This window comes from uncultured Lamprocystis sp., assembly GCF_903933125.1.
In the GTDB taxonomy this organism is placed as follows: Bacteria; Pseudomonadota; Gammaproteobacteria; order Chromatiales; family Chromatiaceae; genus Thiodictyon.
In genome coordinates this window covers 1-19,006 of the sequence record NZ_CAIZIZ010000578.1, presented here as the reverse complement: position 1 = coordinate 19,006, position 19,006 = coordinate 1, and the positions used below count along the sequence as shown (strand labels likewise).

Sequence of the window (19,006 nt, the reverse complement as noted above, 5' to 3'; positions counted from 1 at the left end):
CCTTGTAGGTTGGGCTGAGGAACGAAGCCCAACGAGCAGCCAAACGTAAGGCGCGGAAATGTTGGGGTTCGTTCCTCACCCCAACCTACGGCATTGCGCTGTTTTCGGATTCGGAGCGAATACTTTCATAATCTCTGGAGCGTGGGAACGAGAAGACGATTCCTGGCTCCCACGCTCCTGCGTGGGAGCAGGTGCGGCATTCCCACGCGGAGCGTGGGAACGAGAAAACGCTCGATTACGATTACGACAACGACAACGACAACGACAACGACAACGACAACGACAACGACCGGGGTGCCACAGCAGAATTCGGTGGACTGCGCGGACGCTTGTCCACCCTGCGGCCGGAATGATCCTCAAGGCCGGCGGCCGGATGTAATCTACTGCAGCGCCCGATCGTTGGGGTTGCGATACAACTCGACCATCTCCGCCGAGAGCGGGAAGTTCAGGTTCAAGCCCTTGGGTGGAATCGGGCTTTGAAACCACTTGGCATAGAGCGTCTGCGCCTCGCCGCTGGTCATGAGTCCGGCGATGGTCGCATCCACCAGTGTTTTGAACGCCGGATCATCCTTGCGCAGCACGCAGCCATAGGCTTCCAAGGATTGCGGGGTGCCGACCACGACCCAATCGTCGGGGCGCTTGGCCTTGGCCAATTCGCCGTAGAGGAGCGCGTCATCCATCATGAAGGCGGCGGCGCGGCCGGTTTCCAGCGTCAGAAACGACTCGCCGTGATCCTTGGCCGAGATGATCTTCATGTTCAACTGCTGGTCTTCGTTGAGCTTGCGCAGCAGCCGCTCGGACGTGGTACCGGCGGTGGTCACGACATTCTTGCCGGCGAGGTCACTGAAATCCTGGATGCCCGACGCTTTCTTGGTCAACAAACGCGTGCCGACGATAAAGATCGTGGTGGAGAAGGCGACTTGCTTCTGCCGCTCGGTGTTATTGGTGGTCGATCCGCACTCCAGATCGACGGTCCCGTTCTGAATCAACGGAATCCGATTCTGCGAGGTAACCGGGTTGAGCCGGACCTGAAGGTCCGGCAGTTGCAGTTCACGCTTGATCGCATCCACGACCCGCAACGCGATGTCCTGCGAGTAGCCGATCACCCGCTGCTGGTCATCGTAATAAGAGAACGGAATCGAGGATTCACGGTGACCCAAAGTGATCGAACCCGCATCCTTGATTTTCTCCAGCGTGTCGGCGGGCGCCGGGACGGCACCGGCCAGCAGCACGCAACCGAACACCAGGGGCGAGAGACGGGGGAGTGTCATGACTTGGCTCCGGTCAGGTTAACATGGGGTCGCAAACAGGTTTAGCCTTCATACTCGATATCCAGACCGACCCTTGGTGTAGGGGCGGGTTTGAAACCCGCCCCTACGTCCGGTTATCACGTCCGATGGCGATATCACGTCCGACGGCTTACGCCTAGCATAACAGCGGACCCTGACGACAACCCACCCCCGCCGTGGGGCGCGCTTGACCACACGCGGAGAGCCGCATCGTGAAATATATCGTCTTGCAGACCGGCGACGGCGAATGCCCGGTGCTCTTCACCAAGGAGTTCTCGCATCGTTACATGGCTGGCCTGTTTGCACCCATGCCGGTCGTGGCCGCCGGCGTCGTCCGCGAGGTGCAGGATGGGCTCAGTTGCGGGGGCGGGAGCGGCGGTCTGCGGACCTCATCCAGATACGGACTGGACACGGCGCTGATCCGTGAGGCATTGGGGGAGGACTAAGGCGATTTCCGTCTGCTTTTTTTGCGCATCCAGCAGGTCTGTACGGGCAGACCCCAACAGACGAGACGTGACGACCGCGGATGTCGCCACGTCCCGACCGGCGTCAAAATGTGACGGTCACACCAGCATAGAGGGTGCGGCCCTGGCCCGGAACTGGAGTGCCCCATTGAGGCTGATTGGGTGCCGGCGGGATGGTCATGGTCGTGCCTTGGCCGACATAGGCGCCACCCAGCGGCAGGTCGTAGGAACGGTCGAACAGGTTTTCGATACCGACTTCCAGGCTCCAGGTCTTGCGTTCATAGCGGCTGCGCAGGTGAGCGAGCCCATAGCCCGCGGTTTGCATTTCATTGCGCACTTGCGAGATCTCGTCCTTGGCATCGACGAACTCGCCCTCAAGGGTATTACGCCACTGCCCGATCTCCTGCACGAGAGCGAGTTTGGCGTTCAGCGGCATGATGTTATAGAGGTTATCCCCGGTATCCTGATTTTCGCCTTTGGTGTAGCTCGCCGCGACCTGGGCCGTGAAATCGCCTAAACCGGTGGCGTGCGCAACCAGGTAGTGCGCCGACAGGTCCAGACCGTAGAGCACGGCCGATTGGTTGAAATATTTCAGCACGGTAAAATTATCGACTACCGGTATTATGCGGGGAGCATTGCTTGTCGAGTCCCATTGCACGGCGTCGATGTAGTCCTCCACATAGGTATAATAAGGCGTTACCGTGACACCCCATTGCGCCTCGTCGGCATCGTGCCAGTCCGCGGTAAGACTGAGGGTGCCGGCGACTTCCGGTTGTAGGTCAAGGTTACCCACATAACCATTGCCGTCGCCGACGAAGTTATTCATGAAGGCGGCCATCTGCCAGGTAGACCAGGTATAGCGCTCATACAGATTCGGCGAGCGTGTTTTTTGTGCAAGGCCCATCTGGTAGGTCTGGTTGGCGTCCGGCGTGAAACGGGCGAGCCAGGACAGATCCCAATTGTTGTCCGTCTGTTCGCGTGACTGCGCGTTGAAGAGTGCGGCATCACGGGTCTGATTACCCAGGCCGCCGACCCCACTGGTCGGGTAGGTATTGAGATTGTAGCCGTGTACCGGGCCCGCATCCATGGCCACGTTCTCGAAACGCAGACCCAGGATATGCGTCCAACGGTCCTTATGAATTTCCCACTCGCCGAAGACGGCAAAGCGGTCGCGCTTTCCATCATTGATATTCCAGAAGACATAAGGCCACATGCCGGCCCCGGAGGGATCCCACCAATCGTCCAAACGATAGTTCTGGTACTCGACGCCAACGCGCAACAGATCGCTCCTGACCAGCGGAATGTCGGCACTGACCGTGACCCCGGTATTCTTGCCATCGGTATCCATCGGCATCCCCGCGGCACAACCCACCATCATGCCTTTAATCACGGTGACGCCGGAAATCGGCGCGCAGGGTGTACCATTGATCGCGATGTCGCCTCCGGAGCCGCTCGGCGGTTTCCCCGGACCATACCAAAACCGCTTATCGTCACCGAAGTCCATCTCGTGCTGCGTGTGTTCATAATAGACCCGCGCCTTCAGCTTGGCCCAGCCTTGATCGCCGGTGTAAGCCAAGTTGAATTGGTCGCTCAGATTATCCGTCATATCCATCCGCTGGTTTGGATAGTTCTCATAGGGAATGTGCTGGTTGCTGTAGGTGAAATTCAGCAGATTGTCATCGTTTTTCCAGGCAAACCCGATAGACTGATTGATGGCCTCATAGGCAGTGGAGCCCACCTCATCCAATGGCAGGGTATGCCCGAGCCGCCCCGTAAAGTTGTAGTCCTTAAAGTCGCCGCCGGCCGTGTAGTTGTCCGACTGGGCATAGGCGCCGGCATAATGAAAGCTAAGATTCTCGGTGGCGAATGTACCGGAAAGGTTCCCTCCCCAGCTCTCCCCATTGCTGCGGAAAAAAGTGCCGGCCTCGCCCGTCGCGAGAGACTTGTTCGGACTCGCAAAGACAGGAGGAGCCGACTGCACCAGGATACTGCCGCCGATGCTGTCACCACCCACGCTCACCGGAGTCACACCGGCATAGACTTGTACAGTATCGACCGCCGTCGGGTCGATGGAGGACAGCGGTGAGTTCATGTGGTTCGGACACGCGGCGACGAGGTCCATGCCATCCACCTTGGTGCGCAGGCGATCATCCGCCAGCCCACGGATAACCGGCAGGCTGGACACCCCCCCGGCGCTATAAGCACTCACACCGGGGATGCTCACAAGCAAGCGGGCGGTGTCGCTGGTGCGGGCGCGTTTTCGGGCGATCTCGGCGCTGTTCAGGGTCGTCGCACCGGAACTGAGCGGGACGTCCTGGGGCGCCGTGACGAGGACTTCGCCCAGCGTGGCGCTGGTATCCGCTGCCACGCCCTGCGCAGCGTAGAGGGCCAGGAATGCGGCAACGGGTTTGAGACGCGACTGCATGTGTTCAGACTCCATCATGACCGGAAGTGCGGGCGAAGCCCGGGCAGGGCATAAAAAACCAAACTGTATCGTAGGTGTAGAGATTTTGGTGGCGATCACGGGTATTCCTGATCCAGATCAAAAGGACATGGGTGATATCACGCGACAGAGCGTCGGCCCGCAGCACAATGCCCATCCGGTGCTGACGGGAGCGTTGTCCGCTGTCCTATGGGGGGCGATCGATCATTCACCCCGAACGAGTGCCGATACCCGCCTTATCCAGCATTTCATGCCGACGGACAGCGGCCAGCCGGCGCTGCCGGTAAAAGACACCGGCGGAACCGCGTGACCGCCAGCTCGATCTGCGCGTGCTGACCGAGCGCAAGCGCGCCGAGGAGGCTCTGCGCGAGTCGCGCGCCCTGGCCGAAAGCATCGTGGCTGCCATCCCCACGCCACTGGTGGTGCTGGACCAGGAACTGCGCGTGGTCTGCGCCAATGCGGCCTTCTATCATCTGTTCCGGGTGACGCCCGCGGAGACCCAGGGCCGCTTGCTGCACGAGTTGGGCGGCGATCAATGGAATATTCCGGCACTGCGGAAACTACTCATGGACATCCGCGGACAAGGCACTACCATCGACAACTATGAAGTGAGTAACGGTTTCCCTCGCATCGGACGGCTCAACGCCAGCCCGCTGGCTCCTGCGGCCGGCAAGTCGGGAGTCATCCTGCTTGCCTTCGCGGACATCACCGGGGGCGCACGCGGAAGCGACGCGGATTCCACGTCGAACCCATTGATCAGTCAGCTTCCGGAACATACTGGTGACCAGCGACCCGAATGACCGGGACAGCACGGATACCCCGTTCGTGAACCTGTCCGACACCGCTGTCACGTGCAGCGCCGCCCTGCGCCAACGCGCGGAGGAGCATCTGCGCAGCCTGGAGTCCGCCGTTCCGCCGGGACTCACGCCCCTGGATCTTGACCGGCTGATCCATGATCTGCGCGTCTATCAGATTGAACTGGAAATCCAAAACGAAGAACTGCGGCGCGCCCAGGAGATCGCGCGAGAGCGCTATTTCGATCTCTACGACCTGGCCCCCGCGGGGTATGTCACACTCACCGACCGGGGGCTGATCCGCGAGGCCAATCTCGCCGCCGCCACGCTGCTGGGGCTCCCGCGCGGCACGCTCATCAACCGGCCCTTGTCCGCGTTCATCCTCCCCGAGGATCAGGACAGCTTCTACCACTGCCGACATCATCTGCTCGAAACCGGCGAGCGGCAGACCTGCGAACTGCGGCTGCGCCAGCCGGACGGCGCCGACTGCTGGGTTCGACTCGCACTCTCCACCGGAGCGGATCAGGAGCACCAGTCGAAGCAGTGCCTGATCATCCTGAGCGACATCAGCCTGGCCAAAGCGGCCGAATCCCAAATCATCGAGGAAGGTGAGCGTATAGATCGCTTCCTCGCCATGCTCGGTCATGAACTCAGGAATCCACTGGCCGCCATCCGCTATATCGCCGAGGGCCTGCGGCTCGCGCCGACCGGCGACCCGGCACGGCTCGGCCGGTCGGCGGAAGTCCTGAATCGTCAGGTCACCCATCTCACCAGCCTGGTGGATGACCTGCTCGACGTCGCCCGCATCGGCCGCGGTACCATGCAGTTCGTCAAACGGTCATGCGATCTGCGCACGGTCATGGAAGAGGCCGCGGAACAGGCACAACTCTTCCTGGAGGACCGCGGGCAACGCCTTGACCTGAAGCTTCCCGACACCGCCGTGCAATTGGATGGTGACCCCGTGCGGCTGGCCCAGATGCTCGTCAACCTGCTGCGCAACGCCAGTCAGTTCAGCCCGGCAGCCAGCCCGGTGTCGCTGACGCTGGGGGTGGATCAGGGCACCGCCGTCATCCAGGTCCATGGCCAGGGCGAGGGCCTGGACCCCCGCCGCCTGCCGCGGCTCTTCGAGCCCTTCGCGCGGGCCGAACGGGCCGAGAACGGCGGCCACGACGGCGGTCTGTGGATGGGGCTGCCGCTGGCCAAGGGGGTGGCGGAACTGCACGGCGGAAGTATCGCCGCAACCAGCCCCGGCCTCGGCCAGGGCAGCACCTTCAGTGTCCGCCTGCCGCTCGCGGACGCGCCGGACACGACCGCACCGCCGCAGGCCCCGCCGCAACATCAGGCCATCAGGCGCGTTCTGGTGGTCGAGGACAATCCGGACGTAGCGGCGGCCTGCACCCTCTTGCTGAGACTCCTGGGCCACCGGGTCGAAGCCGTGCAGGATGGCATGGCCGCGCTGGAGGCGGCCGAACGCCTGCGCCCCGACCTCATCCTGCTCGACATCGGACTCCCCGGCATCGACGGCGTCGAGGTCGGGCGCCGCCTGCGCGCGACCGCGGCCGGACGCGCTGCCCGCCTGGTCGCGGTCACCGGCTACGGACAGCCCGAAGACATGGAGCGCACCCGGGCGGCCGGCTTCGATGAGCATCTGCTGAAGCCACTGGGAGAAGTGGCATTGGTCGGGGCGCTGGCGCGCTGTCCGCGGCAATCCCGAGCCGTCGAGTGATGGTATGGGCTGAGCGCCTGCCGTACATTGAAAACTCCGGGCGGCCTGCCGCCTCCTGAAACCGAGTCTACCCATGCCCCGATGCCTTTCTTCCTGGTTCCGTCCGCTGATCGTCCTGTTGCTGTTGAGCGGGGCCTTGACCGCCCGCGCCTTCGAGCTGACCCCGACCCCGGTCGCCGACGGGGTCTATGCGCTGATCGGCCCCACCGGCGCGCGGAGTTACGACAACCACGGACTCAATAACAACCTGGGTTTCGTGGTCACCGACGCGGGCGTAGTGCTGGTGGATTCAGGCGCCTCCAGCCAGGGTGCCGCCCTGGTTGCGGCGGCCATCCGCCGGGTCACCGATCAGCCGGTGCGCTGGGTCATCAACACCGGCAGCCAGGATCATCGCTGGCTCGGCAACGGGTATTTCGCCGATCAGGGGGCGCAACTCATCGCGCTCCAGCGCACGGTGGACACGCAGCGGGCCTTTGGCGCCCAGCACCTGAGCACGCTGGAGCCCGTTCTGAAGGACCGCCTGACGGGAACCCGGCCGGTGACCGCCGCCGCGCCTCTGCCCGGGCCGCGCGAACCCCTGACGCTCGGCGGCGTCGCGTTCGAACTGATCGACCTGGGCGACGCCCATTTCCCCGGCGATGCGGTCCTCTGGCTGCCGCGGCAGCGGGTGCTGTTCACCGGTGACCTGGTGTATGTCGACCGCCTGTTGGGCGTGCTGCCGGAGAGCCATGTCCAATCGTGGCGCGATGCCTTCCGCGCGATGGAGGATCTTGAGCCGCACGTTCTGGTCCCCGGCCACGGACAGGTGTGCGACCTGGCCAAGGCGCGCCGCGACACCGGCGACTACCTGGACTGGCTGGTCACTGAAGTGGGAACCGCACAGGCCAATTGGGAACCGATCGACGAGGTCGTCGCCCGCCTGGCCGATGCCTCGCGGTTCAGCCACCTGGACAATTTCGCCGAGCTGCACCGATCCAACATCAATCGCGCCTATCTGGATTTCGAGCGACGCTGAACGCTGTTGCTTTCAATCTGATCGAGGCCGAGGCCGCCGCTGATCGCCTGACCACCGGGATCTACGACCTGACCCAGGGTCTGGCGGAAGACGAACGGCGCCTGCACGGTGACCGCCAGGAGCGGATGGAGTACGCCCATCGCCTGCTGCAGGGATCGGCGATGGGTTCAAAGAGGTCAACGACCGTTTTGGTCATGACGTGGGGGACGCCTTATTGATCGGCGTCGCCCGACGACTACGCGCCGCGCTGCGGGACGGCGACACGCTGGCGCGGCTGGGCGGGGACGAACTGGCGCTCGTGCTGCCGGACCTGACGTGCCCGGCGGACGCCGCGGCGAATCTTGCGCGTAAGCGTTACGATGCCGCGCTGGATCGACCGGAAACCTGAGTGCGTCCACCGCGTGCCTGACCGCCCTCGCCTTCGAGCTGACCCCGACCCCGGTCGCCGACGGGGTCTATGCGCTGATCGGCCCCACCGGAGCCCGTCGTTACGACAACCACGGATTCAATATAGCCATCGGACGTGATAACCGGACGTAGCTGAAGATGCGCCAGGGCGCGACGCTCAGGACGGCGATGACGTCTTGTTGTTCGCGGTGTCGGCCAGCACCCCAAGCAGGACCGACAGTTCGACCGGTTTGACCAGGTGCAGGTCGAACCCGGCCTCCTGGATCCGCCGCCGGTCGTCGGCCTGGCCCCAACCGGTCAGGGCGATGATCCGCATGGCCCGCCCCCAGGGTTGTTCGCGGAGACGCCGACAGGCACCGTAGCCGTCAAGCCGGGGCATCCCCAGGTCGAGCAGCACGATCTCCGGGCGCTCGCGCGCCGCCGCCTCGCCCCCCGCCAGACCGTCGTGCGCCGTGGTGACGGCGTATCCGATCGCCCCCAGCAGAAAGGCGAGCGACTCGGCGCTGTCGACGTTATCGTCCACGACCAAAACGCGCACCGGGGCGGCCGGCCCGGTCGGTTGCGGTGCGGGCGGGTCCGCCGGGACCACCGGCGCGGCCGGCAACGCCGGCAACGCCGGCAGCAACACGCTGAATTCGCTGCCCTGACCGGGACCGGCGCTGTGCGCTTCCATCGTGCCGCCGTGCAGTTCCGTAAGCCCCCGGCACAGCGCCAGACCGATGCCGAGCCCGGACGGCAGTTGCCCGGACGGCGCGCCCGCCTGCACGAACAGCTCGAACAAACGCGGCAGATCCTCCGGCGCGATGCCGATCCCCCGGTCGGCGACCCGCACCACCACCTGCGTCCCCGCGCGCTCGGCGGTCAAGCAAATCGCGCCGTCTTGCTCGCTGTATTTGCAGGCGTTATCGAGCAGGTTCTGAAACACCTGTGCCAGCCGCACCGGGTCAGCTTCGAGCATGATCGGCTCGCGCGGCAGCGTCGCGGTGAGTTGGTGCCCGGCCCGGGCGAACTGGGGCCGGGCGACCTCCAGCACCTGCTCCAGGACCGCCCCCAGCGCGACCGGCTCCCGGCGCAGTTGCAGCCGCCCCTGGTTGATGCGACTGACGTCCAGCAGGTCATCGACCAGGCGGGTCAGATGCCGCACCTGCCGGTCGATCATGTCCCGCGCCGCTTGCTGAGTCGGATCGGGCGAACCGATGAGCTTGAGCATCTCGACGGCGTTGCGGATGGGGGCGAGCGGGTTGCGCAGCTCATGGGCCAGGATCGCGATGAACGCCTCCTTGCGGCGGTTGGCCTCGCGCAGCGCGTCCTCGGCCAGTTTACGCGCGGTGATGTCGCGCGTGACCGTCGCATAGCACCAGGGCTCGCCCGTCTGTGGGTTCTTGATCAGGATGTTGTGGCGGCTGACATCCACCAGCGCGCCGGTCTTGAGGTTGCGCAACTGCATCTCGACTCGAACTCCAGTTCACGCGGCTGCCCGGTGCGGAAAACCGCGTTGTAGTGGGCCGACCAGAGCGCGCACAGGTCCGGCGGATAGCCCAGCTCGTCGTTGGTCTTGCCCAGGTACTCCTCGACCGCCTTGCCGGTGATGCGGGTGATGACCCGACTGACGAAGACGTGCCGCAATTGCCGGTCGACGCGGCCGATGATGTCGGGTGAGTGATCGGTCAGGGTCTGCAACTCACGCTCATGTGCGCGCAACTCCGCCTCGACCTGCCGGCGCGCGGTGATGTCGCTGAAGGTATTGATGGCCCCGATGACTTCGGTGACGAAGCCTTCGAAGGCAATCAGGCCCTGGGCCGCGTCGAAGACCCCTTGGCCCTGCTCCAACAGCCGACGCTCCGTGCCGTCCCGGTGACGAATGCGGTACTCGAATAGCCGTGCTGAAGCACATCCCGGCGCTGCAGGAGGCCGCTCGCCAACAGGCTGAGCAGGATCATCAAGGGGAGGCCGAGCATGAGCGCCATTGCGCATGCCCAGGGAAGGGGGTGTGGGCGGATTGATTGATAGCCACCGGCCGGGCCTGGCGGCCCGGTCGGTGGGCGACCCCGCGGCTTACTTGGCCGCAGGGGCAACGTCCTTGTTGGTGCTGAAGTGGAACAGGGTGTAGGCCGGGCAGAACCGCAGATAAGCGGTGCCGATGACGACCGCGCCGATCAGTCCGGCCAGCCAACTGCCGCCGCGAACGGCGCCGATGATCAGGAGGATGCCGACAGCGAAGCGGATCAGGCGGTCAGTGTTGCCGATGTTGGGGTTGGTGACGTCGAGATTCATGATGAGTACTCCAGTTGATGACGATCGATTCCGGCTTCCGAGCCCGATCGGTTTGCGACCAGGTCGGTCGAGACCCGCGCCGCGCTTCCGGTATTTGCCTTCCGGCTTGTTGCGGATGGGCGTTCCTGAGAGAAAAGGATTGGTAAAGATTCGACCGGTGCTTCGCCCCTATCCGAAGCGGGCCAGGGGGCGGCGGGATATCCGGTGATATCCGCAATGGTCCCTATGACCTGATGAGTGGAGGGCGCCGTTGAGTGCCTAATCTAGGCCGAAGTGGTCCTGCTTTCCGTGCGCTAACGAACTTAGGCGCCCACGCAGCGGGTGAGGACCGCACCGCGGGCCTTTGGATCAGGCCGCGATCTTTGGCGGGAGGCGTCGCGGACGGTCGTGCAGTCCAGGAGGTGGCCGGGGCGGGCCGAGGCCCGTTCAGTCCAAAAGTCATACTCCTGTAACCCGCGGACGAAGACCTGGCGTTAGGATTGACCGCAGATCGCGTTCAATTCGGGAGTTTCTTATGCGTATCCGTGCCCTCTCGCTCGCCATAGCGTCCCTGTGCTCATTGCCGGTCGCGGCAGTCTGTCCCGGCGGTGCACCGCCGGCCAAGGTCGAATTCACCGGCATGCCGGCGCCGGCCACCGCCGACGAGAAGGCCGACATCTATACCCGTGCCACGTTGCAGATGACCTGTGCCGACGGTCAAACGACGGCTGTTCCGCTGAGCTACCACCAGATCTTCGCCACCACCGACCGCGTCGGCGACGCGGTGGTCGGCGGGCTGTTCACTGCGGCTGGAGCACCGCTGACCGACCGGGACGGTCAGTTGGCCTCCGACAGTCCGGACGGGACCTCGCTCATGCAGATCGCGGGTCTGACCGTACCCGGCGCGACTGGCCATCCGCTGGCGCTGGTCACCCAGTTCGAGTTCCGTGAATTACCCCCGAATGACGGCAGCAGCACCGGCTCGTTCTGGTCCAAGCTGCCCGCCACTGTCGGGCTGACCCTGCTCGATCAGGACCCGGCGAGCGGTCGGCTGACCGCCAAGCACTATCAAGCCATCGACTTCTCCGCAGTCCATGGCGGCTGGATCCATTGTGGTGCCACCCTCTCGCGGTGGAATACGCACGTCGGTTCCGAGGAGTATGAGCCCGATGCCAAGGTCCGCGGCGGGGGCGTCAAGGCCGAAGGCTCGGATGACAAGACCGACATCGCGAGTTTCAGCCGCACCTATTTCGGCGATCCGGCCGCCGCCAACCCCTACCATTACGGACTGTTGCCCGAGATCACCGTGGCCGCGGACGGCACCGCGCGGGTGGTCAAGCACGCCGCCGCCGGCCGTTATGCCCGCGAGATGCAGATCATGGCCGCGGACGATCGCACCGCGATCGGCGGCGACGACGGCAAAAACACCGGGCTCTTCATGTTCGTCGCCGATCAGGCGCAGGATCTCTCGGCCGGGACCCTGTATGCGGCCAAACTCGCCCCGGCCGGCGCGGCCGACGGTGATCGTTTCAACCTGCAATGGGTACGCCTTGGTCATGCGACCGACGCTGAGATCAAGGCCATCGTCGATCGCGGGATTCGTTTCAGCGACCTCTTCGATGTGGCCGAGACCGACCCGAAGGATCCCAGCTTCACCAAAGTGTTGACCTATAACGGCACCGAGTGGCTCCGACTCAAGTCGAGCACCGCCTTCGACGTGGCGCAGGCCGCCGCCTTCCTTGAGACCCGCCGCTACGCCGCCCTCCTGGGTGCCACCACTGAATTCTCCAAGATGGAATACATCGCCTACAACCCGACCGACAAGCGGTTCTATCTCACGATCTCGCGCGTCGAGGCGGGCATGGTCGACACGCAGGGCGCGATCCGGCTGTCACCCAACGACGGCGGCATGGTCTTCGAGATGGCGACCGCCGAGGGCCAACAAGACACCCGCGGCACCCCGATCGACAGCGCCTATGTCGGCGTCAGCCTGGCCCCCATCCCCGAACTGACCGGCGGATGGCTCGGCAAGGACAACCTGGATGCCGAAGGTAATGCGTGCAGCCAGGACCGGAGCTGCGGTCCGGACAACATCGTCTATGCCGATGCGATCCGCACGCTGTTCATTGGCGAGGACACCGGCAGGCGCAACAACAACTACCTCTGGGCCTTCAACATCGATACCCGTAAGCTTGCGCGCATCCTGTCGGTACCTATGGCCGCTGAGGTGACCGGCCTGACGCTGGCGCCCGACTACAATGGTCACGCCTATCTCATGGCCAACTTCCAACATCCCGGTGACGAGAGCATCAAAGCCTATCAGGGTGTCGACAAGGCCGAGGTCGTCAGCAAGATCAATGCGCAGTGGGGTGATCGCAAGAAAGCGGCAATCGGGTATATCGGTACCGCCGAGGGGGCACTTCCGGCATTGCAGTGAGGGGGTAGGTAACAAGCCAAAGGTTAAGCAACGACAACGACCGAGACGCCAAGGGCGTTCCCTAATGGACTTGTTTAGCTTGCGATCCGGCTCCCACGCGGAAGCCGTCACGTGGCGCCACCGGCCGCTGGAGCGGCCGGAAGGCATTCCCACGCTGGAGAGATTGTGAAAGTATTCGCTCCGAACCCGAAAACATCGCAATGCCGTAGGTTGGGGTGAGGAACGAACCCCAACATTTCCGCGCCTTACGTTTGGCTGCTCGTTGGGCTTCGTTCCTCAGCCCAACCCACAAGAATACTTGCCCAAACTCTGGAGCGTGGGAACGAGAAAGAAAACGAGTTAAACCCTCACACGTACAGCGGCGCCATGTGCCGCCAATCATGGCCGCGATGGGCGCGTCCCTGCCACTCGTGCAGGGCGTGCCCGATGCCCTTCTCCCATAGCAACCGGCTCAGGTAACGATTGTTGTCGAGGAAAGGATCCTGGTCGCCGATCACCAACACGATGTCCATGCGCCGCAGGGCGGCGAGCCGCTCCGGGCAGTGGAGATTGGCGAGATAGTGCGCCGGGGTATGGAAGTAGATCAGTTCATCCCGGTGCCCGTTGAACAGGTCGCGGAAGCAGTCGACATTCAGGGTGAGATCATAGCGCCCGGAGAAGGCCGCGACTTTCTGAAAGAGATGGGGATGGCGCAGCGCGATATTGACGGCATGGAAGGCTCCCAGGCTGCACCCGTGAGCAATGGTGCAAGGATGGCGATTCTTGGTCGCCATCAGCGGCAGCACTTCGTTGAGGATGTAGTCCTCGAAGGCGCAGTGGCGGCGGATGCGATCCGCGGGGTGGCACCAATCGCAGTAGAACGACTCCCAGTCGACACTGTCCACGCAATAGATTTGCAGTTGGCCAGCCTGAATCTTGTGGCCCAGGGCCTCGACCAGACGCAGGTCCTCGTATTCGTGAAAGCGTCCGTCGCGGGTGGGAAACACCAGCACCTTGGCCCCGGCATGACCAAAGACCAACAGCTCCATGTCCCGGCCGAGCCGGGCGCTGTACCAACGATGGTATTCGCGATTCATGATGACCTGCCGGGTGGATATCTCAAGCGGAAACAGCCGGATTCTAGTCCTCCAAGGTTGCAATACCGTGAACCGAAGTCAGAGCGGCCCGAAGAAGGCCCACAGCTGGGCCAACAGATTCCGTTCCTGCCGCGCCCGGTCCGGATAATCAAAGTGTCCGGCCGGCAGAACGAACAGGCGTTTGTCTCCGCGGATGGCGTTGTAAACCGCGAACTGCCCAGGCGGTGCGACGGCCGGATCGAACCGGGCGGCTGCCAGGTGCACGGGTTGACGGATGTGCCTGGCGGCGACGGCTGCATCGTAATACGCCAGGGTTGTTTGCACGTCGCTCCGGGTCCGTGCGTAACGCTGGACGGCAGCGGCGCTGCCGACGCTCGGCAGGGTGAGGCGCAGGGGCTGGTGGCCGAAACTGGGCACGTTGAGGTGACCACGACTGACGCGGTGATCCCAGGCCAGGGCCATGGCCCCGATACCGCCGCCGAAGCTGATGCCCAGGTAACCGAGGTGCCCGGCCAGTTCGGGGAAGAGCCCGAGCAGAGCCGAGATCCCGGTCCAGAGGTCGTCCACGCAGCCGCCCAGGATGTACTGATCCCGCCGATCGATGTCATGGAGCACATGCCAGGAGGGGTCGTCGGAAATCGGCGGCCGACGGCTGCGGCTCAGGCCCCGGAAGCAGGGTATCAGGTAGGCGCCATCGTCACGGGGGAGGTCGAGCGGCGGCCGGTCGACCCCGCCGTAGCCGTGACCCAGCACGAAACCGCGTTGCGGCGGTCCGGCGGTGGGTGTCAGGAGCCAGCCGCGGATAGGAAAGGCGTCGGTCGAGTCGTATTCCAAGTCGTAAACCCGGAAGCGCGGGTGGGCATCGGCCGAGGGACGCAACCGTGGGTTGGGCGTGACCGCCGTCGCGCGGTCATAGCGGGCACGCCAGAACGCGACGAAATCGGCCGGCTCGGGCGGAGGCTCCACCGCCAGCAGGTCATCCAGGCTGTAGCCGTAACCGGGATCGAAAGGGAAGTCGTGGGCAAAGGGCATGAGGCGAAACGAAACCGTCACAAATTGGCGTCAGGGACGATGATACAGTGTTGTCATGGCAATGGCAGGCGGACCGGTGCTTGGGCCTTGATCGTAATCCCGGCCAACGGCATGCGTAGTCAGGGCTTCCAGCCCTGACGGTGTCAGGCCAGGATGGCCTGACTACGCATCCGGCGAACCCAAGCGGCCGGAATCTTGATCGAGTCCGGTGCTTGGGATGATGCGATCCTGGGACGGTGCCGCCGCCGCACCGCCTGCAACCCCCATTAGGACCGGAGCAACCGAATGAGCATTGATGAGAAGCAATTCGACGGCATGGATTGGATCAAGGCTGAGTTGGAGGATGCCTTAGACGAAGACTACGAACTGGAGTTGTCCGAGCCGGCGATCTCCATGGAGCTGCGTCGGCTCTACAAGAGTAAACATCCGGCGACCCTGGACCGCCTGACCTACTTCAAGGCGTTGCTGACACTGCAGGCCGAGCTCATCAAGCTGCAGGACTGGGTGGAGCACACCGGTGAGAAGGTGGCGGTGATCTTCGAAGGGCGGGATTCGGCGGGCAAGGGCGGTGTCATCAAACGGATTACCCAGCGTCTCAATCCGCGGGTCTGTCGGGTCGTGGCGCTGACCAAGCCGACTGAGCGCGAGCGGACCCAGTGGTATTTCCAGCGCTACGTGCCGCATTTGCCGTCCGGCGGCGAGATCGTGCTGTTTGATCGCTCCTGGTATAACCGTTCCGGCGTGGAACGCGTTATGGGCTTCGCCTCGCCCGATCAGGTGGAACAATTCTTCCAGGACGTGCCTGAGTTCGAGCGGATGCTCGTCCGCTCGGGCATTCGCCTGATCAAGTATTGGTTCTCGATCACCGACGAGGAACAGCAGTTACGCTTCCTGATCCGGATACATGACCCGCTCAAGCAATGGAAATTGAGCCCCATGGATCTTGAGTCGCGGGTTCGCTGGGAACTCTATACGAAGGCCAAGGAAGAGACCTTCGCGCGGACCAACATCCCCGAGGCGCCCTGGTTCATCGTCGAAGGCAACGACAAGAAGCGCGCACGGCTCAACTGCATCCATCACCTACTCGAACAGATCCCCTATGAGGACGTCCCTCACGAGGAGATCACCCTGCCCGAGCGGGTCTTCAACCCGGACTATGAGCGCGCGGTGCTGCCCCCCGAGTTGCAGGTTCCAAACCGCTACTGAAGCCGCTCATGTCGCTCCTGACAACGCGTGCAGCGGGTCGCGTTCGGCACGTGCATCAAGCGCCGCGCGGGAATTTCGCAACCACAGTCGAGGCAGGTTTCCCGACCTGGGGCGAGGCTCGTGCGCGCGCGAATCGCGGCGATTGCCAGTTCTGTCACTTGGTCGATACGACACTGCGCAAGGTCGAGTTCGTCAGCAAAGCGTTCCAATGTAGCCGTCTCCGGGTCTGTGGTCGCGAACCCAGAGCATCGCAGACGGATGTGACAACCGCATGACTTCGCATGTCCAACGCGATCAACAGCGACCGGAACGCTGATCAAGACCGTCTCACTCACTACCGGCACTCTATGCACATTCGAACCAAGCTCGCCGCCGGGCTGATTTCCATCTTGTTCGTCAATCTGACTGTCGGTCTTCATGGGTTCTCCTTGCTGACTCAGGCATCCGCCCGGGAATCGAGGCTTCGCGAGACCAGTTCACTGATCGTCACTACCGCACTCGTGACGCAGGTTCAGTTCAAGAAGCAGGTCCAGGAGTGGAAAAATATCCTGCTGCGAGGGTCCGAAGCCGGTCTTTTCGATGACTATTTCGTTCGCTTTGAGCAGGAGGAGTCGCGTACGCGTGAGACACTGGGTCAACTGATCCGGTTACTGGCCGGCGATGGCCAGTCGCACGCGACCGCCAGCCGCTTTCTGGAGGCGCATCGGCGCCTGGGCGAGGACTACCGCGCCGCGCTCGCATTCTATCGCCCGCAGGAGCCGAGTTCGCAACTCGAAGTCGATCGACGGGTGCGCGGCATCGACCGGGAGCCGACCGACCTGATCGATCAGATTGTGGCTGACGTGCTTGACCACAAACAACGAACCCTGGCCGCGATTGACGACGCGACGCGGACCCTGGAGCGGCAGATCCTGGTCTTGATGGTCGGGGTCATGAGTGCCGCGGTCATCTTTCTCCTGTGGCTGATCGATCGCACCATCGGACAGCCGATCGCCATGGCCACGGTGGTCGCACGCCGGGTCAGCACCGGTGATTACTCCACCCCCATACAGGTGAGCGGCAGCGATGAGCCCGCGCAAATGTTGGCCGCGCTCAAGACGATGCAGGAGAACGTGACCGGTGCCCTGAAGCGTCTGAGTGAGAGCGAGGCCCGCTTCCGGCTGCTTCTGGAGTCGACCGGCGAGGGCATCTATGGGGTCGACAGGGAGGGTTGCTGTACCTTTTGCAACCCCGCCGCCGCCCGGATGCTCGGCTACCGGACGCCGGATGATCTCCATGGCCGCAATATGCACGAGACCGTGCACCATTCACAGGCCGACGGCACCCACTATCCCGTCAGTCGCTGCCAGGCCGCGGTGACCTATCGCGAAGGAATCGCCGCGCGAGTCGACGACGAGGTCTTCTGGCGGGCGGACGGCAGCCGGTTCCCCGTCGAATACGAGGCCAACCCCATCCATCAGGACGGCACGCTGGTGGGCGCAGTCGTCACCTTCTTCGACATTTCAGCACGCAAGGATGCGGAAGCGGCCTTACGCATGGCGCATGACGCGCTGGCGCAGGAACGCACCCAACTGGCCGAACGGGTGCGTTGCCGTACGCTGGAGCTCGACCGCGCCAACGCGGCGTTGGCTCGCACGGCACGTGCGAAAGACGAGTTTCTCGCGGCCATGAGTCATGAACTGCGGACCCCACTCACCTCCATCCTCGGGCTTTCCGAGACCATGGCCGACGGCTTGCTCGGTCAGATGAGCAAGCAGCAGGACCGGGCCGTCCACATCATCCATGAGAACGGGACCCATCTGCTTGATTTGATCAATGACATCCTGGATATGTCGCGGGTGGCTTCCGGGCAGATGCAGCTCCACTGGGATCAGGTGTCCGTGACCCAACTCTGTGACGCCAGTCTGCGGCTGATCGGCCCCGCGGCCAAGTGCAAGGCGTTGACCGTCTCGACGACCCTCGACCCCAGAGCCTGTCTGGTGCGGGGCGACAGCCGCCGACTCAAGCAGATGCTGGTCAATCTGCTCGGTAACGCGGTCAAGTTCACGCCGTCGGGTGGAGCGATCGGGTTGGATGTTACCGCGAACGTGCAACTGCAAGAGGTGCGCATCGGCATCTGGGACACGGGCATCGGCATCCCCGCCGACCAATTCGACCGTCTATTCCAGCCCTTCGTCCAGTTGGACAGCAGGCCCGCGCGCCAGCATGACGGCAGTGGGCTCGGATTGGCGCTCGCGTCCGCGATGGCGGAGCTTCACCACGGCCGAATCGAGGTGCAGAGCGACGTCGGGCGGGGCAGTCGTTTCGAGATCGTCCTGCCCTGGAATCCGCAGGCGCAGACCGCCGACCAACTCCCACAGGAGCCGGACGCACACCACGACGCGGACGCCAATGCGCCGTCGCCGCGGCGTCCGCGGGTTCTGCTGGTCGAGGACAATGAAAGTGTGCTGGAGATGCTGTCGACCTATCTCCGGATCAAAGGCTGCGAGGTCCTCGCTGCCGGTAATGGCAGCGATGCCATCGCGCTGGCCCGCGAGCAACATCCCGATCTGATACTTATGGATGTCCAGATGCCCGTCATGGACGGGCTGGAGACCACCGGACGCCTGCGCACAGACCCGGCACTGCGGCGCATACCGATCATCGCGCTCACGGCACTGGCCATGCCGGGCGACCGGGAACGCTGCCTGGAGGCCGGCATGGACGACTATCTGAGCAAGCCGCTCGGTCTCAAAGAGTTGCACCGCACCGTCATCTCCTGGATCGATCGTACCCGCGCGGCTTGAGTGGCGGTGTTGTGGAGCCGCGACGGCCGTGATCATCATTCCGGCCACCCGTCGTTGCGGCAGCCCGTCGCGGCCGG

Annotated in this window: 19 protein-coding genes; 10 read left to right on the top strand and 9 right to left on the bottom strand. The window is 63.7% G+C overall.

Going from position 1 to position 19,006, the window contains the following annotated elements; genetic code table 11:
* Nucleotides 1-191 precede the first annotated feature (191 nt).
* Nucleotides 192-353 carry a hypothetical protein gene (locus tag QZY03_RS31385; protein ID WP_295588274.1) on the top strand — a complete coding sequence of 54 codons (162 nt, stop codon included), beginning with the start codon at nucleotides 192-194 and terminating at the stop codon, nucleotides 351-353.
* Nucleotides 354-380: 27 nt separating this feature from the next.
* Here QZY03_RS31385 and QZY03_RS31380 read toward each other — a convergent pair whose 3' ends face one another.
* Nucleotides 381-1,271: a glutamate/aspartate ABC transporter substrate-binding protein gene (locus QZY03_RS31380; protein WP_295588272.1), complete on the bottom strand. Its 891-nt coding sequence runs from the start codon at nucleotides 1,269-1,271 to the stop codon at nucleotides 381-383.
* Nucleotides 1,272-1,501: 230 nt separating this feature from the next.
* On the opposite strand from QZY03_RS31380, the gene QZY03_RS31375 reads away from it, so the two are divergent.
* Complete coding sequence (locus tag QZY03_RS31375; protein ID WP_295588270.1) at nucleotides 1,502-1,735, top strand: hypothetical protein; 234 nt, start codon at nucleotides 1,502-1,504, stop codon at nucleotides 1,733-1,735.
* Between the two features lie 103 nt (nucleotides 1,736-1,838).
* Here the strand turns inward: QZY03_RS31375 and QZY03_RS31370 are convergent, their stop codons facing one another.
* A complete protein-coding gene (locus QZY03_RS31370; protein ID WP_295588268.1) occupies nucleotides 1,839-4,178 on the bottom strand; it encodes a TonB-dependent receptor in 2,340 nt (779 codons plus the stop codon).
* Here QZY03_RS31370 and QZY03_RS31365 point away from each other — a divergent pair.
* The 4 genes from QZY03_RS31365 to QZY03_RS31350 all read left to right on the top strand — a co-directional run bounded on the left by QZY03_RS31365 (nucleotide 4,177) and on the right by QZY03_RS31350 (nucleotide 7,731).
* Complete coding sequence (locus QZY03_RS31365; RefSeq protein ID WP_295588266.1) at nucleotides 4,177-4,506, top strand: hypothetical protein; 330 nt, start codon at nucleotides 4,177-4,179, stop codon at nucleotides 4,504-4,506. The two genes, QZY03_RS31370 and QZY03_RS31365, sit on opposite strands and share 2 nt — an antisense overlap.
* A 19-nt stretch (nucleotides 4,507-4,525) precedes the next feature.
* Nucleotides 4,526-4,996 (top strand): PAS domain-containing protein, encoded by a 471-nt coding sequence (locus QZY03_RS31360; protein WP_295588264.1) that lies wholly within the window; start codon nucleotides 4,526-4,528, stop codon nucleotides 4,994-4,996.
* A complete protein-coding gene (locus tag QZY03_RS31355; protein ID WP_295588262.1) occupies nucleotides 4,977-6,716 on the top strand; it encodes a response regulator in 1,740 nt (579 codons plus the stop codon). Before QZY03_RS31360 ends, QZY03_RS31355 begins: the two co-directional genes overlap by 20 nt.
* 73 nt (nucleotides 6,717-6,789) lie before the next feature.
* Nucleotides 6,790-7,731: an MBL fold metallo-hydrolase gene (locus QZY03_RS31350; protein ID WP_295588260.1), complete on the top strand. Its 942-nt coding sequence runs from the start codon at nucleotides 6,790-6,792 to the stop codon at nucleotides 7,729-7,731.
* Here the strand turns inward: QZY03_RS31350 and QZY03_RS31345 are convergent.
* Nucleotides 7,707-7,871: a hypothetical protein gene (locus tag QZY03_RS31345; RefSeq protein ID WP_295588258.1), complete on the bottom strand. Its 165-nt coding sequence runs from the start codon at nucleotides 7,869-7,871 to the stop codon at nucleotides 7,707-7,709. The two genes, QZY03_RS31350 and QZY03_RS31345, sit on opposite strands and share 25 nt — an antisense overlap.
* Before the next feature lie 14 nt (nucleotides 7,872-7,885).
* On the opposite strand from QZY03_RS31345, the gene QZY03_RS31340 reads away from it, so the two are divergent.
* Nucleotides 7,886-8,119 (top strand): diguanylate cyclase, encoded by a 234-nt coding sequence (locus QZY03_RS31340; protein ID WP_295588276.1) that lies wholly within the window; start codon nucleotides 7,886-7,888, stop codon nucleotides 8,117-8,119.
* A 177-nt stretch (nucleotides 8,120-8,296) separates the two neighbouring features.
* Here QZY03_RS31340 and QZY03_RS31335 read toward each other — a convergent pair whose 3' ends face one another.
* From QZY03_RS31335 to QZY03_RS31325, 3 genes are all read right to left on the bottom strand, one after another.
* Entirely contained in the window at nucleotides 8,297-9,586 is a 1,290-nt protein-coding gene (locus QZY03_RS31335) for an ATP-binding protein (protein WP_295588256.1), read from the bottom strand.
* Nucleotides 9,526-9,969 carry a PAS domain-containing protein gene (locus QZY03_RS31330; RefSeq protein WP_295588255.1) on the bottom strand — a complete coding sequence of 148 codons (444 nt, stop codon included), beginning with the start codon at nucleotides 9,967-9,969 and terminating at the stop codon, nucleotides 9,526-9,528. Before QZY03_RS31330 ends, QZY03_RS31335 begins: the two co-directional genes overlap by 61 nt.
* A 225-nt stretch (nucleotides 9,970-10,194) precedes the next feature.
* Nucleotides 10,195-10,413 (bottom strand): DUF2892 domain-containing protein, encoded by a 219-nt coding sequence (locus QZY03_RS31325; protein WP_295588253.1) that lies wholly within the window; start codon nucleotides 10,411-10,413, stop codon nucleotides 10,195-10,197.
* Between the two features lie 514 nt (nucleotides 10,414-10,927).
* Here QZY03_RS31325 and QZY03_RS31320 point away from each other — a divergent pair.
* Nucleotides 10,928-12,829: an alkaline phosphatase PhoX gene (locus QZY03_RS31320; RefSeq protein ID WP_295588251.1), complete on the top strand. Its 1,902-nt coding sequence runs from the start codon at nucleotides 10,928-10,930 to the stop codon at nucleotides 12,827-12,829.
* A 347-nt stretch (nucleotides 12,830-13,176) separates the two neighbouring features.
* On the opposite strand, the gene QZY03_RS31315 is transcribed toward QZY03_RS31320, so the two are convergent.
* Nucleotides 13,177-13,905 carry an alpha/beta hydrolase-fold protein gene (locus QZY03_RS31315; RefSeq protein WP_295588248.1) on the bottom strand — a complete coding sequence of 243 codons (729 nt, stop codon included), beginning with the start codon at nucleotides 13,903-13,905 and terminating at the stop codon, nucleotides 13,177-13,179.
* A gap of 78 nt (nucleotides 13,906-13,983) precedes the next feature.
* A complete protein-coding gene (locus tag QZY03_RS31310) occupies nucleotides 13,984-14,937 on the bottom strand; it encodes an acetylxylan esterase (protein WP_295588245.1) in 954 nt (317 codons plus the stop codon).
* A gap of 285 nt (nucleotides 14,938-15,222) precedes the next feature.
* Between QZY03_RS31310 and ppk2 the strand changes: the two genes are divergently transcribed.
* Entirely contained in the window at nucleotides 15,223-16,143 is a 921-nt protein-coding gene (ppk2, locus tag QZY03_RS31305; RefSeq protein WP_295588242.1) for a polyphosphate kinase 2, read from the top strand.
* Here ppk2 and QZY03_RS31300 read toward each other — a convergent pair.
* Complete coding sequence (locus tag QZY03_RS31300; protein ID WP_295588239.1) at nucleotides 16,137-16,562, bottom strand: TraR/DksA C4-type zinc finger protein; 426 nt, start codon at nucleotides 16,560-16,562, stop codon at nucleotides 16,137-16,139. The two genes, ppk2 and QZY03_RS31300, sit on opposite strands and share 7 nt — an antisense overlap.
* Between QZY03_RS31300 and QZY03_RS31295 the strand changes: the two genes are divergently transcribed.
* The gene (locus tag QZY03_RS31295; RefSeq protein WP_295588237.1) at nucleotides 16,491-18,929 is read left to right on the top strand and encodes a response regulator; all 2,439 of its coding nucleotides are present in this window, start codon (nucleotides 16,491-16,493) and stop codon (nucleotides 18,927-18,929) included. The genes QZY03_RS31300 and QZY03_RS31295 overlap by 72 nt on opposite strands.
* The last annotated feature ends 77 nt before the right edge of the window (nucleotides 18,930-19,006 follow it).

Bases quoted from the DNA above. Each gene is read 5' to 3' on its own strand.
- ppk2 (WP_295588242.1), top strand. From the start codon at position 15,223: ATGAGCATTGATGAGAAGCAATTCGACGGCATGGATTGGATCAAGGCT.
- QZY03_RS31320 (WP_295588251.1), top strand. From the start codon at position 10,928: ATGCGTATCCGTGCCCTCTCGCTCGCCATAGCGTCCCTGTGCTCATTG.
- QZY03_RS31310 (WP_295588245.1), bottom strand. From the start codon at position 14,937: ATGCCCTTTGCCCACGACTTCCCTTTCGATCCCGGTTACGGCTACAGC.
- QZY03_RS31300 (WP_295588239.1), bottom strand. From the start codon at position 16,562: ATGAAGACCGACAGTCAGATTGACGAACAAGATGGAAATCAGCCCGGC.
- QZY03_RS31350 (WP_295588260.1), top strand. From the start codon at position 6,790: ATGCCCCGATGCCTTTCTTCCTGGTTCCGTCCGCTGATCGTCCTGTTG.
- QZY03_RS31315 (WP_295588248.1), bottom strand. From the start codon at position 13,905: ATGAATCGCGAATACCATCGTTGGTACAGCGCCCGGCTCGGCCGGGAC.
- QZY03_RS31335 (WP_295588256.1), bottom strand. From the start codon at position 9,586: ATGCAGTTGCGCAACCTCAAGACCGGCGCGCTGGTGGATGTCAGCCGC.
- QZY03_RS31370 (WP_295588268.1), bottom strand. From the start codon at position 4,178: ATGCAGTCGCGTCTCAAACCCGTTGCCGCATTCCTGGCCCTCTACGCT.
- QZY03_RS31380 (WP_295588272.1), bottom strand. From the start codon at position 1,271: ATGACACTCCCCCGTCTCTCGCCCCTGGTGTTCGGTTGCGTGCTGCTG.
- QZY03_RS31365 (WP_295588266.1), top strand. From the start codon at position 4,177: ATGTGTTCAGACTCCATCATGACCGGAAGTGCGGGCGAAGCCCGGGCA.
- QZY03_RS31325 (WP_295588253.1), bottom strand. From the start codon at position 10,413: ATGAATCTCGACGTCACCAACCCCAACATCGGCAACACTGACCGCCTG.
- QZY03_RS31295 (WP_295588237.1), top strand. From the start codon at position 16,491: ATGCACATTCGAACCAAGCTCGCCGCCGGGCTGATTTCCATCTTGTTC.
- QZY03_RS31345 (WP_295588258.1), bottom strand. From the start codon at position 7,871: ATGGGCGTACTCCATCCGCTCCTGGCGGTCACCGTGCAGGCGCCGTTC.